This is a genomic window from Desulfosporosinus sp. HMP52 (assembly GCF_000765145.1).
Lineage (GTDB): Bacteria > Bacillota > Desulfitobacteriia > Desulfitobacteriales > Desulfitobacteriaceae > Desulfosporosinus.
In genome coordinates this window covers 1-13,967 of the sequence record NZ_JMGA01000001.1, presented here as the reverse complement: position 1 = coordinate 13,967, position 13,967 = coordinate 1, and the positions used below count along the sequence as shown (strand labels likewise).

At 43.7% G+C, this 13,967-nt stretch carries 14 protein-coding genes; 12 read left to right on the top strand and 2 right to left on the bottom strand.

Features of this window, described 5'->3' with window-relative positions:
- The first annotated feature begins 226 nt into the window (after positions 1 to 226).
- The 7 genes from hyfB (at position 227) to DP73_RS00040 (ending at position 8,118) form a co-directional block, all read left to right on the top strand.
- Positions 227 to 2,245 (top strand): hydrogenase 4 subunit B, encoded by a 2,019-nt coding sequence (gene hyfB, locus DP73_RS00070; RefSeq protein WP_034596475.1) that lies wholly within the window; start codon positions 227 to 229, stop codon positions 2,243 to 2,245.
- A gap of 17 nt (positions 2,246 to 2,262) precedes the next feature.
- The gene (locus DP73_RS00065; protein WP_242865647.1) at positions 2,263 to 3,144 is read left to right on the top strand and encodes an NADH-quinone oxidoreductase subunit H; all 882 of its coding nucleotides are present in this window, start codon (positions 2,263 to 2,265) and stop codon (positions 3,142 to 3,144) included.
- A gap of 17 nt (positions 3,145 to 3,161) precedes the next feature.
- The gene (locus DP73_RS00060; RefSeq protein WP_034596472.1) at positions 3,162 to 3,776 is read left to right on the top strand and encodes a hydrogenase; all 615 of its coding nucleotides are present in this window, start codon (positions 3,162 to 3,164) and stop codon (positions 3,774 to 3,776) included.
- Positions 3,777 to 3,781: 5 nt separating this feature from the next.
- Positions 3,782 to 5,245, top strand: coding sequence for a hydrogenase 4 subunit F (locus DP73_RS00055; protein ID WP_034596470.1), 1,464 nt, complete (start codon positions 3,782 to 3,784; stop codon positions 5,243 to 5,245).
- Between the two features lie 5 nt (positions 5,246 to 5,250).
- Positions 5,251 to 6,753 (top strand): NADH-quinone oxidoreductase subunit C, encoded by a 1,503-nt coding sequence (locus DP73_RS00050; RefSeq protein ID WP_034596469.1) that lies wholly within the window; start codon positions 5,251 to 5,253, stop codon positions 6,751 to 6,753.
- A gap of 12 nt (positions 6,754 to 6,765) precedes the next feature.
- A complete protein-coding gene (gene nuoB, locus DP73_RS00045) occupies positions 6,766 to 7,500 on the top strand; it encodes an NADH-quinone oxidoreductase subunit NuoB (protein WP_034596467.1) in 735 nt (244 codons plus the stop codon).
- Positions 7,501 to 7,656: 156 nt separating this feature from the next.
- Complete coding sequence (locus DP73_RS00040; protein ID WP_034596466.1) at positions 7,657 to 8,118, top strand: toll/interleukin-1 receptor domain-containing protein; 462 nt, start codon at positions 7,657 to 7,659, stop codon at positions 8,116 to 8,118.
- Between the two features lie 266 nt (positions 8,119 to 8,384).
- Here the strand turns inward: DP73_RS00040 and DP73_RS00035 are convergent, their stop codons facing one another.
- Positions 8,385 to 9,353, bottom strand: a complete 969-nt coding sequence (locus tag DP73_RS00035) for a LysR family transcriptional regulator (protein ID WP_034596464.1) — start codon at positions 9,351 to 9,353, stop codon at positions 8,385 to 8,387.
- 517 nt (positions 9,354 to 9,870) lie between these two features.
- On the opposite strand from DP73_RS00035, the gene DP73_RS00030 reads away from it, so the two are divergent.
- The 4 genes from DP73_RS00030 (at position 9,871) to DP73_RS00015 (ending at position 12,365) form a co-directional block, all read left to right on the top strand.
- On the top strand, positions 9,871 to 10,365 hold the full coding sequence (locus tag DP73_RS00030; protein ID WP_128751353.1) for a GNAT family N-acetyltransferase: 495 nt from the start codon (positions 9,871 to 9,873) through the stop codon (positions 10,363 to 10,365).
- A gap of 171 nt (positions 10,366 to 10,536) precedes the next feature.
- Positions 10,537 to 11,208 carry an SOS response-associated peptidase gene (locus DP73_RS00025; RefSeq protein WP_034596462.1) on the top strand — a complete coding sequence of 224 codons (672 nt, stop codon included), beginning with the start codon at positions 10,537 to 10,539 and terminating at the stop codon, positions 11,206 to 11,208.
- Between the two features lie 174 nt (positions 11,209 to 11,382).
- The gene (locus DP73_RS00020; protein ID WP_034596461.1) at positions 11,383 to 12,063 is read left to right on the top strand and encodes a GGDEF domain-containing protein; all 681 of its coding nucleotides are present in this window, start codon (positions 11,383 to 11,385) and stop codon (positions 12,061 to 12,063) included.
- 116 nt (positions 12,064 to 12,179) lie between these two features.
- On the top strand, positions 12,180 to 12,365 hold the full coding sequence (locus DP73_RS00015; protein WP_034596460.1) for a hypothetical protein: 186 nt from the start codon (positions 12,180 to 12,182) through the stop codon (positions 12,363 to 12,365).
- A gap of 126 nt (positions 12,366 to 12,491) precedes the next feature.
- Here DP73_RS00015 and DP73_RS00010 read toward each other — a convergent pair whose 3' ends face one another.
- Positions 12,492 to 12,764, bottom strand: a complete 273-nt coding sequence (locus DP73_RS00010; RefSeq protein ID WP_034596459.1) for an NlpC/P60 family protein — start codon at positions 12,762 to 12,764, stop codon at positions 12,492 to 12,494.
- 133 nt (positions 12,765 to 12,897) lie between these two features.
- On the opposite strand from DP73_RS00010, the gene DP73_RS00005 reads away from it, so the two are divergent.
- A complete protein-coding gene (locus DP73_RS00005; RefSeq protein ID WP_034596458.1) occupies positions 12,898 to 13,854 on the top strand; it encodes a PepSY domain-containing protein in 957 nt (318 codons plus the stop codon).
- The last annotated feature ends 113 nt before the right edge of the window (positions 13,855 to 13,967 follow it).

Sequence of the window (13,967 nt, the reverse complement as noted above, 5' to 3'; positions counted from 1 at the left end):
TCCCATCTATTCCAGTAATCATGCTGGTTTAGCCCGTAGTTGGCATAAACCATATGAAGCTAATATTGTAGGCATAGTTCTTGCTAATTAATGCTGTATAATGTCAAATCGCACAACCATGAAGCAACTAAATATTTGTCAGGGGAAGGAGCTGGCAAACTAGTGAAATAATTACCAAGTTGGTCTCATTATTTTTTAACAAACCGATAAGTAGGTGGTGAATTTCGTGATAGAAAAAATCTATCTGGTAATGCTGCTGCTGTTTACCGCAGGCATTTTAATGCCCATCCTAACGAACAGCAGCCCAAAAGTAACGAATATTTTAGCTCACGGTTTATCAGTGTTAGGTTGTTTAGCCATTGTGGCCTGTTCAGTTGAAGTATTTATTGCCGGTGGCATGACTTTCACTTATGCTATGGGCCTGCCGGTTGGACCATTAATCATCCGAATTGATAATTTAGCTGCTTTTTTTCTGCTGGCCTTAGGAGCTGTAGGGACAGCGGCCAGTATTTACGCTCTCGGCTACAGCCGGGAGTATTACAAGCAGCGATTAGGATTAATGGCCGCACTTTATAACTGTTTTATCTTATCCATGGCTCTGGTACTCACCGTCAGCCATGTGGCCTATTTCCTGATCGCCTGGGAGCTCATGACCGTAGTTTCTTTCTTCCTGGTCAACCATGAATATGAAAAGACAGCTAACACCCGTGCTGCCTTTAAGTACATTTTGATGACCACCCTGGGTACAGTCTTTATTACAACGGCATTATTAATCCTTAGTATGACGGTGCACAGTTTGGACTTCCAAATGTTCAAAGGTGCTTCCTTAACAAATACCATGCGTAACATTGTTTTTTTCTGTGCCTTAATTGGTTTCGGTACCAAGGCAGGTGTGATCCCCCTGCACATTTGGCTGCCTGAAGCACACCCTGCGGCACCCAGCCATGTCTCGGCACTGATGTCCGGTATTATGATCAAAACTGCGATTTATGGCCTGTGCCGGTTCTACCTGGAGTTCTTGGGTGTCGGACCTGCCTGGTGGGGTGAGGTGGTTCTTTTCTTAGCCATTATCTCCTCAGTCCTTGGTGTTTTATATGCCCTGATGCAGAACGACCTAAAGCGCCTGCTGGCGTATAGCTCGGTAGAAAACATCGGTATCATCTTGCTGGGTATTGGCGCGGGTATGGTCTTCATGAGTAACAATCAGCCTGTCCTGGCGGGACTGGCTTTTATAGCAGGACTTTACCACGTTTTTAACCACGCCGTCTTTAAATCCCTGCTCTTCCTGGGTGCCGGTTCGGTACTCTATTCAACCCATACTAAAAACATTGAGGACCTGGGCGGACTGATAAAAAAAATGCCTTACACCGCAGTTTTCTTTTTAACCGGTGCCGCTGCAATCTCAGCTTTGCCGATACTGAATGGTTTCGTCAGTGAATGGCTGACTTACCAGTCACTTTTCTATCTGCCCCAGGCAGTAACAGGTGTCATTCCTCGATTAGGGTCTGTTATATTGATTGGATTGCTGGGCTTAACGGGTGCCCTGGCAGCGAATTGTTTTGTTAAAGCCTTTGGGGTAACCTTCCTGGCCAAGCCCCGCAGTAAACACGCGGAACTGGCCCAAGAAGTTCCCGGCACAATGCTGACCGGGATGGGCCTTCTGTCCCTAATGTGCTTGGCTCTGGGTGTCTGGCCCCAATGGATGCTCAACCTTTTACAGGCTGTTGTATCCCAATCTGCCGGACTTGAGGTCAGCAGTCTGTTCAACAATCATTGGTATGCCGCGGCATTCAACATCCCACAGGCCAATGGCATCATCGCCATGCCGGTAGTCGTGGGTATGCTGGTTGTTGGTCTGATCGCCGCTGTGCTGGTCTACAACTTCAATGGTAAACCGAAAAATGTTGAAGGAGAAACCTGGACCTGCGGTATTATTCCTAATGCCCGGATGGAATACACTGCCACCGGTTTTGCCCAACCGGTTCGCCGGGCCTATAAGACTGTTCTCCGTACAAAAGACAATGTTACTACCGATAAATCCCTTAATCCCTACCACGGGGTTAAGATGAAAATGACAGTGAGGATCAGCTATTTAATTAACAGCTGGCTTTATCAACCGGTTAAAAAAGGGATCTTGTTCTTGGTCAACCGTGTCAAACCCCTGCAATCCGGTAATTTGCAACATTACATTGGTTATGTCCTGCTTGTAACGGTAGTTATTCTAATTCTGGGAGTGAGGTGGTAAGCATGTCAGTATTGTTCATGCTCATACAGGTGGTCGTGCTGGCAATGCTGGCTCCTTTGGTAGCCGGTGTGATCAAAAACACCAAGGGCAAAATGCAAAGCAGAAAGGGACCCGGTTACTTTCAGGTTTACTACGATCTACGAAAATTCTTCAAAAAAGATAATGTATTTTCTCCGACAGTTTCCTGGATTTTCAAGGCAGCCCCCTATATTTATTTTGCCACAGCCCTGGGAGCGGCAGCCTTGGCCCCAACTCTCCTGTTTGACCGGGGTTTGCACTATGACAGCATCTTTGTCTTGATCTACATGCTGGGACTGGGCAGGTTCTTTTTGGCCCTGGCCTCCCTGGATGCAGGCAGTACTTTTGGCGGGATGGGTGGTTCCCGGGAAATGTTTATCAATGTTCTGGTTGAGCCTGTGATGATGCTGACCTTGCTTACTGTGGCCCTGAGGGCCAATGGCACGGTCATGTCTCAAATGGCTGGTGCCGCGGCATCTTCCGGAATTTCCTTGTCGGCCATCCTGGCGGCTATCGCATTTCTGATTCTTACTGTGGCTGAAACCGGACGTATCCCGGTAGACAACCCGGATACACACCTGGAATTAACAATGGTTCACGAAGGGATGGTCTTAGAGTATTGCGGACGCTCGGTGGGTTTAATCTTTTGGGGTTCCGCGATTAAGCAGCTGGTTACCATCATACTGATGGTCAACTTCTTTCTGCCCTGGAACCCTGCTGGTATTCTGCCGCCCGTTGTTTGGCTGATCCTTAAGGTCTTGGTAATTGCTGTTGTCCTGGCGGGTATTGAAACCGGTACCAACAAGATGCGTCTGTTCAGATTGCCAGGTTTGTTGATCGCAACCGGCTGCTTATCACTGCTGGCGATCATTGCCATGTAGCAAGGAGGGAAAGATTAATGACACTATTGACGGTCCTGCTCTTAGCCGCTGCGGTCATTTTAACCAGGGTATCCTCTCTGCGGACTGCAGTGGGTATCTTAGGGTTCCAGTCGGTGATTGTGGCTCTGGCTTGTTTGATATTCGGACTTAAGACCGGGGAATTTCATATGTATATTGCTGCCGTTCTGACGGCAGTCATTAAAGTTGGTTTAATCGTCTATTCTCTTTGGAAGGTTACCTTGCAATTAAAACAGGAAAGAGAAATTGCTAACTTCAACGTCTCTTTCCTCCTGGCCATTCTGGCGATCATCGTTTCCTACGGCTTTGTGAATAAAGTATTGCCCCATATGGCTGGAGAAACCTTAGGAGCAGCCATCGCCTTAACGATGATTGGTCTCTTGATGATCATCGCCCGGTCTCAGGCCATTATGCAGGTTGTCGGTCTAATAACGATGGAGAACGGACTGTACCTTCTAGGTTTATCCATCACCAAAGGTTTACCGCTGATTATCGAGATGGGTATCTTCTTTGATATCCTGGTTGCTGTGGTTGTGTTGGTAATTCTCACTCATAGACTTAAGTACTCCTTTGAGACCACAGACACCAGCATCTTAAACGAGTTAAAGGGGTGATATTTATGTTCGAGTTGATCTTAGCGGCCTTAGTGCTGCCTATTGTCATTGGGTTAATTACCCTGCCGCAAAAGAATCTTACCACAATCCGCTATACCAATCTGGCAGGGAGCACCTTGACAAGCGGTGTCATACTGGCGATAATCTGCAAGATTACGGAAAATAAAGTATTTAGCAGCGAGTTTCTGTATGTGGACTACCTAAGTGCTGTACTGCTTTTAGTGGTAGCTCTGCTTACCTTTACCGCCACCTTATTTTCACTGCCTTATATGGAGAAGGAAGTAAAAGAAGGACATGCAACGGAAAAGATGATTCCCCGCTACTACGCCCTGCTTAACTTGTTTACCTTTGCCATGGTGAGCGTTCTGGTTGTAGGAAACCTGGGTCTGATGTGGGTGGCTGTGGAAGGCACAACCCTGGCTTCCGCGCTGCTGGTGGCCTTCTATTTCAACCGTTCTGCCCTGGAGGCAGCCTGGAAATACGTCATGATTTGCACAGTGGGTATTTGTTTAGCCTTGCTGGGTACTATGATTCTTTATTACGCCCAGGTTAATGCCGGTGGCGAGACCCAGGCTCTGAATTGGCTCTACCTAAAGCAAATCAGCGCCACCCTTAATCCTACCATTGTTAAATTAGCCTTTGTCTTCATCCTGATTGGTTACGGCACCAAGGCCGGTCTGGCCCCCATGCATACCTGGCTGCCGGATGCCCACAGTCAGGCCCCCTCGCCAGTCAGCGGGCTTTTATCTGGTGCGCTTCTGAGCTGTGCTTTCTACGCTCTGATTCGCAACATCATTATTATCCAAGGAACCATTGGTACAGAGTTTATTCATACGGTGCTTCTCGGACTTGGTATCCTATCTGTCTTGCTGGCCATACCCTTTGTCTTGGGACAGCATGATGTCAAACGATTACTGGCTTATTCTTCCGTCGAACACATGGGCATTATCGCCATCGGTTTCGGTGTCGGTACCCCCCTGGCAGTGTATGCAGCCCTATTACACATCATTAACCACGCCATAGCCAAGTCTGCTCTGTTCTACCTGGTCGGTATCATCAGCCAGGAGTATAAAACCAGACACCTTAAAGAGATCCAAGGTATTGCCCGGGTGATGCCCGCCGTAGCCACGATGTTCATGATTGGCATATTAGCCATCACAGGTACACCTCCACTGAACATCTTTATTAGTAAGTTCCTGCTGATCAATGCCATGTTCGAGAACAAAATGTGGCTCCTGGGTGGTTTAACACTCCTGTTGCTGGTCGGCGTCTTTGCCGGTTTGATGAACTACGCCTTAAAAATGACCTTTAGCAGCGTCCCTGAAAAAATGAAGCAGGCCAATGTTTCGTACCTCGCTCTAACCGCCATTGGTCTTTCCATCTGTCTGATGATAGTCGGTGGATTTTACCTGCCAACCGTTTTGAGTGAAATCTTAACTAAGGCAGCAGAGATTGTGATAGGAGGTTAGGAAACATGAAGGATTACAAAATGATTCCGGCTGCCGAGTTAAGGGAGACTGCCTACCAGCTCTATGCTGACGGACAAAATGGTCTAATGTCCATGTTCGCCAATGACGAACGGCAATTAAACGGAAATTATGCTATCTACTGCCTGTTTTCAGTAGGCAAAAGTATGCAGGTCATAAAAGCTGTCTTGAAAGAAAAAGGGAAATTGGAGTTTCCTTCAATTACACCTAAGATCTCAGCCGCGGCCTGGTATGAGCGTGAGATTTACGACATGTTTGGCCTAAAGCCTGTGGGCCACCCGGATTTAAGACCGCTGGCCTTGCATGAGAACTGGCCCCAGGGGATCTTCCCGCTGCGCAAAGACTTTAACATCAAAACACCTGTACCCACTGCTAAGAAAGAGTTCCCGATGGCCGGGGTAGAAGGGGAGGGTGTGTTTACGGTACCGGTAGGTCCAATCCACGCCGGTATCATTGAACCCGGTCACTTCCGCTTCAGCCAGGCAGGTGAGGACATTATCCGCTTGGATGCCAAGTTATTCTTCCTGCACCGGGGTATTGAAAAAGCCATTGAAGGGGCGCCCATTGAAAGAGCTTTTTACCAGGTCGAACGCATCTCAGGTATCTGCACCGTAGCCCACTCTTTGTCCTACTGCCAGGCTATTGAAAACATTGCGGTCGTAACTGTTCCGCCGAGAGCTCAGTATTTAAGAGCTCTGGTGGGTGAAATGGAGCGCCTTTACAACCATGTGGGCGATATCGGCAACCTGTGTGCCGGGATGGGATTTGCTGTAGGAATTATGGCAGGTGCCCGTCTGAAAGAAGATATTATGAGGGTTAACGAAGCACTTACCGGTCACCGTTTCCTGCGGGGCATGGTTGTCCCCGGTGGTGTGCGCCTTGACATTAACGATCAGTTAAGCGCTGAGATCAGGTCAATGCTAGACAGACTGATGCCTGACTTCAATGAAATGATTGAACTCTTTAGAGGAAACGATGCCTTCCTGAACCGTGTCGAGACTACCGGCATTGTGCCCCGGCAGGCAGCTCTGGATTTAGGGGTAGTAGGGGTTAGCGCCAGGGCCTCCGGGGTTGATGTAGATATCCGGCGGGATTTCCCCTATGGCTGTTATTCAGCTCTGAAATTTGACGTTCCTGTCTACACCGACGGTGATGTCGCAGCACGCCTGTGGGTTCGTGTCGATGAAGTGGCTCAGACTGTGAACCTGATCCGCCAGATTTTAGCGAAAATGCCCCAGGGACCCCTGAAGGCAACTATCCCCGCTATTAAACCTTACAGCAGCGGGTTTGGCTGGTGCGAATCACCACAGGGCAATAACATTCACTGGCTGATGGTGGGGGAAAACAATACTGTTTACCGCCTGTATGCTCGGTCTGCCGCTTATCCTAACTGGCCGGCCCTAACCGTAGCAGCACCCGGTAACATTATCCCCGACTTCCCGCTCATTAATAAGAGCTATGAGTTATCATACGCCTGTGTTGACAGATAGGAGGGTGCGGCATTGTTAAAGGTTTGGAAAAAAGTTATCGTTACCGGTAATGTAACAGAACCCTGGGAAAAGTCAGTACCCCCGGAACGTTCCAGGGGTGAAGTGGTCGTAGAGCAAAATGTAGCCTGTACGGGCTGCAATCTCTGCGTTAATGTTTGTCCTACCAAGGCCATAACATTGTACGAAGGTTCTCCAATGATTAACCAGAAGGCTTGTGTCTTTTGTGGACTATGTGTAGAGTCTTGCCAAGACGGCTGTTTAAAACAAACTTCTAATTACAAACTGGCAACCTTAGGTGGTTCACTGGTTGACAATACCGGGTCAGAACTGAAAAATAAAATCCGCCGTGTCCTGGGCCGGTCCCTGCATATCAGGCATTTGGACATTGGTTCTTGTAACGGCTGTGATTTTGAAATGAACCACCTTTGCAACCCTGTTTATGATATCCAGCAATATGGTATTGACTTTGTGGCCTCTCCTCGCCACGCTGATTTGTTGATGGTCACCGGGCCTGTCACCCGTAATTCTACCCAAGCGCTCTTGATGACCTATGAGGCTACACCTACTCCCAAACTGGTCATGGCCTTGGGGGCCTGTGCCTGCAGCGGCGATCAGATTTTCGGTGAGAGCTATGCCATTAGAGGGGCTGTTGATGCCTTTGTTCCCGTTGATATCTACGTGCCTGGCTGCCCTCCGCGGCCGCAGGCTATTATTCATGGGTTAATGCTGGCTCTGGACCGGATGTAGGAGTTCTATTTCCCAGTTAACTGCAGTGAAATCAGGTATGAGTTGCAACATTTGTGATTTTATTTTAGCTCTCGTTCTCATCTATCTGATGGTGTGGTTTCTAAGTTTAGAACATTTTTTTAGCCAAGATTTTGGAGAAAAGAGGTAAAGTTCAAAATGAAGAAGATTTTTATCAGTCACTCATCAGTAGATAAGGAGATGTGTGATGCATTTGTAGATGTTTTAGAACAATTAGGTGTTCCTGAAGCTGACATACTGTATACATCTTCAGAAAGGCATGGTTTACCTGGAGATGAAGATATATTCGAATATCTAAATAAGCATATTAAACAAAGATTGAATGTATTTTATATGTTGTCCAATAATTATTTTAAAAATATCCATTGTATCCATGAAATGAGGGCCGCTTGGAGAGCACAAAATGAATATTCAATTTATATCTTACCAAATTTAAATTACGTAATGAAAGGCTTAAACAGTAAGAAAGGTTATAATTTAACGTCTGCTATCGAATTGACCAATCTCAAAGATAGAATAACAAAAATGTATAATACGTCTATACCAGAAAATAAATGGGAAGAAGTTAAAAACAAATTTCTTGAAGTAGTGTTAAGATGAATCACTCAAAAATTGCTTACGTCACCGGCGGATCATAGAGATCGTTCGTAGTCATCTCAACCACCCTAATATCTCGTATCGCAGCCAGTTCGCCTTACTAAATCCTGCAACTGCTCAATAAACTGTATCAGACATATTGGAACACTCATAGAGGATTAAGTCCGAAACAACAATAATAGACCAGGCATATAGACCAGGCATATAGAGCCTGGTCAGATTAAACTATTTATGATTCAAAGCTAGTTTATTTTAACAATTTACATTATCTATTTAGACGCAATTAAATGTGGCATAATGGCTGGTTCCGCTATGTCACAATCATCTTTACCTAAAATTCTCTGAATCAAATCACAATTTGTTAACAGGTTGATTAAGATATTCTCCTCTTTAGTTTTCTTAATGCGGGCATCTGTTAGTATATTAAGAGGGCGATAAAGGGGGCTGTCTTCTATTTGTAATGTCTTAAAAACTTTTTGATCACTTTCTTTGCTGACAGTTAAGGCGGAAATGATGGTTATACCTAGTCCGGCAGCTACGGCATGTTTGATCGCTTGAGTACTTCCTAACTCCATTGCTATATTTAACTGCGCAGGATCAAGTCCGCTCTGCTTTAGCATAATCTCCATCACCTTACGAGTTCCGGAACCCTCTTCTCGGGTCAAGATGCGCTCGTTCATGAGTTCATCGAGTCTAATAGTTTTTCTCGCTGCCCAGGGATGGAAATTAGGAATAACAACTACCAACTGATCTTCCCAGAAACTTTCAACATTTAGATTTTTGTTCTTGCCCACAGGCCCCTCAATTAAGCCAATATGCATTTTTTTCTCTAAGATATCTTGGGATATGGATTCAGTATTGGCGATTTTAACCTTAAACTCAACTTCCGGATGAATTCTGTGCAAAAATGTTATAAGATGCGGAAGTATATATTCGCCGATGGTCAAGGTTGCGCCGAGACTAATTATTTTTTTCTGATTCTTAGATAGAGCTTCTATTTCCTCTTTGGCAGAGGCTAAGATATCCAGAACACTTTGAACATAACCGTAGAAGATTTTGCCCTCTTTTGTTAGACTTACGCCTTTATTTGATCTGTGAAAAAATTCTGCTCCATATTCTTTTTCAAGACTCTTGATTTGTAAAGTAACGGATGGTTGACTTATGTGAAGTTTCCTAGCAGATAACGAAATATTGTTAGTTTTAGCTACTTCTTGAAATATAAGTAAGCGTTCATCCATAAATATGATCTCCCTTCCAGTAAGCTAATCCTAACACTGATAATTTGATCAGTATTAATCCTACGTGTATTTGAATCTCTATTTGAATTTCCTATCTGGGACCAGCAAATATCCGCAAACCTAACAACTGAATCCACATAAACCGCCCAATTATAAGGCTTGACTCTATAATAAAAAATAGCACATTACTTTCTGTATTACTGTCGTTAATTTGACAAATTTCTTGTCGTTATTTCGACAAAACTCTACTAATTGTTGGTCTAAGAAAGTTCATATTCATATTCAGATTCAAATCCGTATCTGAATTAAACCATAGCCAGGCGGTGCCTCTATTAGTTATCCCAAAGGATTAACAGGCACAATTCATCTCGATATCGAGGGAATGATCAACAGTTATCGGACTTAAGGAGCAAAATAAAGGTAAATACATATTGTTAGGCGAATAATAATCTGACTATTAGTAGGATTAAGCGTAGGAAAGATTGCTTGTTTTCTATATATGAGAGGGAGTGTTGGTTTGCTAATCAGAAAAGCAGAGTATGAGGATTTAGATATAATTACAGAAACATTTAAGAATGCTATTAAGGTAATGAACGACAACAATATTAATCAATGGGATGACCTTTACCCGACTTCTACAGATCTCGAACAAGACGTATTAAATGGACAAATGTATGTTGGAATTAAAGATGGCGAAATAGCTTCAGCTTTAGTGATTAATAATGAATGTGAAGAAGAGTATAAGAATGGCAACTGGAGATATGACAATGACAAGTTTGCTGTTGTACATCGACTGTGTGTTAACCCAATCTACCAAAATAAAAAAATCGGGAACGACACTATGGTAAAGATAGAAGAGATATTGAAGACAGAGGGAATTCAATCTATAAGATTAGACACGTATTCTCTAAATCCATATGCCTTAAAAATGTATCAGACTCTTGGATATCAAAAGGTTGGGGAAGTAAAGTGGAGAAAAGGATTATTTTATTTACTTGAGAAGAAATTATAAAGGACTTTTTGTTAAACATTATCCTGATACCACCTAGGAAGATTTTAATAGCACCAGCGTTTTGTGATTAGAACACTGGTGCTATTATCATAATCTTTATCGAACCCAAGAAGTAAAATAAAGGTAATTGTTTGCTTTAGCATAATATTCGAAATATGGAGGATACGGAAGATGTGTGGCCGATATTCCTTTTCCAAGCCAAAAAACATTATGGAACGTTTTGGTATAGTCCAACTTGAGTTTGAGTTTGGTCCACGCTATAACATTGCACCATCTCAACAAGTTCCTGTGGTGATCCATAAAAATGGAAGTAACCACCTACTAATGCTTCGGTGGGGGCTTATTCCGTATTGGGCTAAAGATGAGAGCATTGGAAACAAATTAATTAATGCCCGAGCAGAGACCGTGGATGAAAAGCCAAGTTTTCGCAAGTCTTTTGAGCAAAAACGATGTCTGGTCTTGGCAGACGGTTTCTACGAGTGGAAAAAAGAAGGTAGAATTAAAAAACCCTATAGAATCACTCTTCAAGACGGTAGACCATTTGCTTTCGCAGGTCTGTGGGATTCTTGGTTGTCACCTACAGGCCAAACTATAAACTCATGTGTAATTATCACCACTACACCTAATAAGTTGATGGAGCCTATACACAACCGAATGCCTGTAATATTGCCACAGGGCATGGAGTCGCTTTGGCTGGATGGGGCTATCCCTAGCCGTGAAGTCAAAGGTTTGCTAACACCTTTTCCAGCGGAAGGAATGGCTGCTTACGAGGTATCACCACTGGTGAATTCTCCACACAACGATGAACCTGAATGTATGGTTCCAGTAAACCGGCTTTTTTAGGATTATGAAATAATATTGTGGTATGCTCCCCCTTAGTTGCAAACAAAATAAAATCCTCTACTCCTAACCTTAAGCTTTCCATAACATTTCAAAATGCCGTTAGCACTATATACTTTTTTATAACGCAATGATAACATAAATAACAAAATAAAAGTTAAGGGAGTATTATTGGTTATGATCCGAGTCTTGTTGTTATTTGCTATGGTACTTATAGGAATTATTCATTCAGCACTTACGCACTTCATGCTTGTACCTTTCTTTAACAGTATTATAGTTAAATGCTTGATATTAGGTATTGTTTTCGGATTAATAAATTACATCGCAGCGGAACTATTTGTCCGGAGACTCGATAAGCTTAAGAAGGTGAACATGCAACTAAGGGTAAAACTTAATACTGATAAGTTAACAGGCATACTTAATCGTAGAGCTTTTGACGAAGATATAAAGAACCTAGAAGAACATAATGGTTCATATTCATTAATTTTTATTGACATAGACAATTTTCGAGACTTCAATAATCGTTTTGGTCACGACGTTGGGGATGGCGTACTGGTTAAAGTAGGACAAACAATTCAGGCTTGTGTTCGAGCGGGTGATCGAGTATATAGGTACGGTGGAGAAGAGATAGTTTTGCTTTTAAGGGACTATGATAAAACGAACGCTTGGAAGATGGCCGAAACGATCCGTTCCGAAATAAGTGGGCTTGATAATGGATCATACCCTCAAATCACGATTTCTTTAGGCGTTTCAAATTATCCAGACGATGGAGAGAGTATTCACGATCTTATTGTGGCTTCTGATCAAGCACTCTTAAGGGCGAAACAAAGAGGAAAGAATTGTACTGTTTTATGTTAGCTGATTATATAGGAGAAATACACAAATCTTTGAGAAGGGGCTCTGACATTTCAGAGTCCCTTCTTCATGAGATATTCACAACTTTTTCATGAGTTAATCGTACTGGGTTACTTTTCATGGGCATCGGGATAGATTCTGAAGGATTACTGCTTTTATGTTGGCTGCCAGGCATAGTGTATCCTGAGGATATTGAATCATTTGCTTTGTTGGGTAAGCTTTGCTTTGATCCTCCCGAATTGGAAGAATCGTTTGAATGGGTACTCTCACCGGTCATCGGATTTCCCATCGAATCGGGCATCTGACTTAAAGGTTTATGAACAGGTATCTCGATATCAAGAACATGCCCAAGGGTAGGAGTGGTCTTCGCCTACTTAGGATAAAAGAAGGCTCAGACCGATATTTAGGGTCTGAGCCTCTTAGACATCTCTCTAAATTTGAAAAGCCAGCCAAACTTGCTTAAAATGACTAAAATACTCGCTTGGCACCAACGTATACTGGACATAACCTGAACAGTCAAAACCTGCCTCGAGAGAAGTTCCACCCCATAAATAAGGAACACCCATATACTTTTTTGCAGTAGAGATAATAGCATTTACCTTCTCTTGACGTGGTTGGGTATTATTCAACTGGCCATCTTTAGTAATATAAAGAGAGTTAAGTTGCTTACCAGTAATTGGACCAACGATTCCATCTGAGCTCAAGGTTTGAGCTCTCCTTTTCATAAGAAATTCACAACTCATTCACAGCATAATCGAATTGATCCCTTATACTTTGAGACATGAAGACAAGGCTGCTTTGAAAGTGGTCTTGGGTAAACTTTAAGGAGGTAAAAATATGAAAAAGACAAAATGGATCGTAGGACTCTCAATTGTAAGCTTAGTGGCACTTTCGGGTACGGCGTTTGCCCTAAATTCAGGCTCGGGTGAAGCAAAATCTATAGGACAGGCCCTCGGTTATATACCGACCGCGACAACAACGCAGATTCAAGAAACTACTCTTAAGCCCTCAATATTAACACTCTCTACAACAAACAATAACCCGGATTCTATTGCTACTCCTGAATCAGATGGATATAGTGGTGGTTACGGCATGATGGGGGGCCAGGGGGCTTACGGATATGGCGGTGGCTACAGCATGATGGGAGGCCAGGGGGCTTACGGATATGGCGGTGGCTACAGCATGATGGGAGGCCAGGGTGGCTACGGCATGATGGGAGGTCAGGGGGGCTACGGTATGATGGGAGGTCAGGGGGGCTATGGCATGATGGGCGGAGGCTATGACGCTAAAAGCCTGGGAGTTGATCTCACTGACGGTAAAGTTGCCTCATCTGATCAAGCCGTGGCAATTGCAAAAGCTTACGCACAGAAGATTAACCAGGACCTTGTTATTTCCCAACTCCACGAATTTACAAATGTTTATGGGGTAGAGTTTAAAGAGGGTAAGACAGGGGATAAAGCCTATGAAGTTATGGTTTTCAAGAATGGGGGAGGGATCATAACTGACATGGGGCCAAATAATATGTGGAACACAAAATATGGACATATGAATTGGGGAAACGATGGAGCCGTTACAGTTAGCGAAGAACAGGCTACTAAGAACGCACAAGAGTTCGTAACCAAAATGGGACAAGGATACTCGATCGGAAAACCAGAACTAGCACCGGGGTATTATGAATTTATGGTTCAAAAAAATGGCAAGGATTATGTGGAACTTAATGTAAATGGATATACGGGGCAAGTCTGGCTACAGAATTGGCAGGGACCGATTATTCAATCGTTTGATGTCAAATAATGAGGTTATAATCGTACTATCCCTTTTGTCTATACACAAGGTTTAAGTAAGCACCGTAAACATATAAAAAGCGGCTGAGGAGTAGAGTCCTTATGTTGATTGTCAATGAAAAT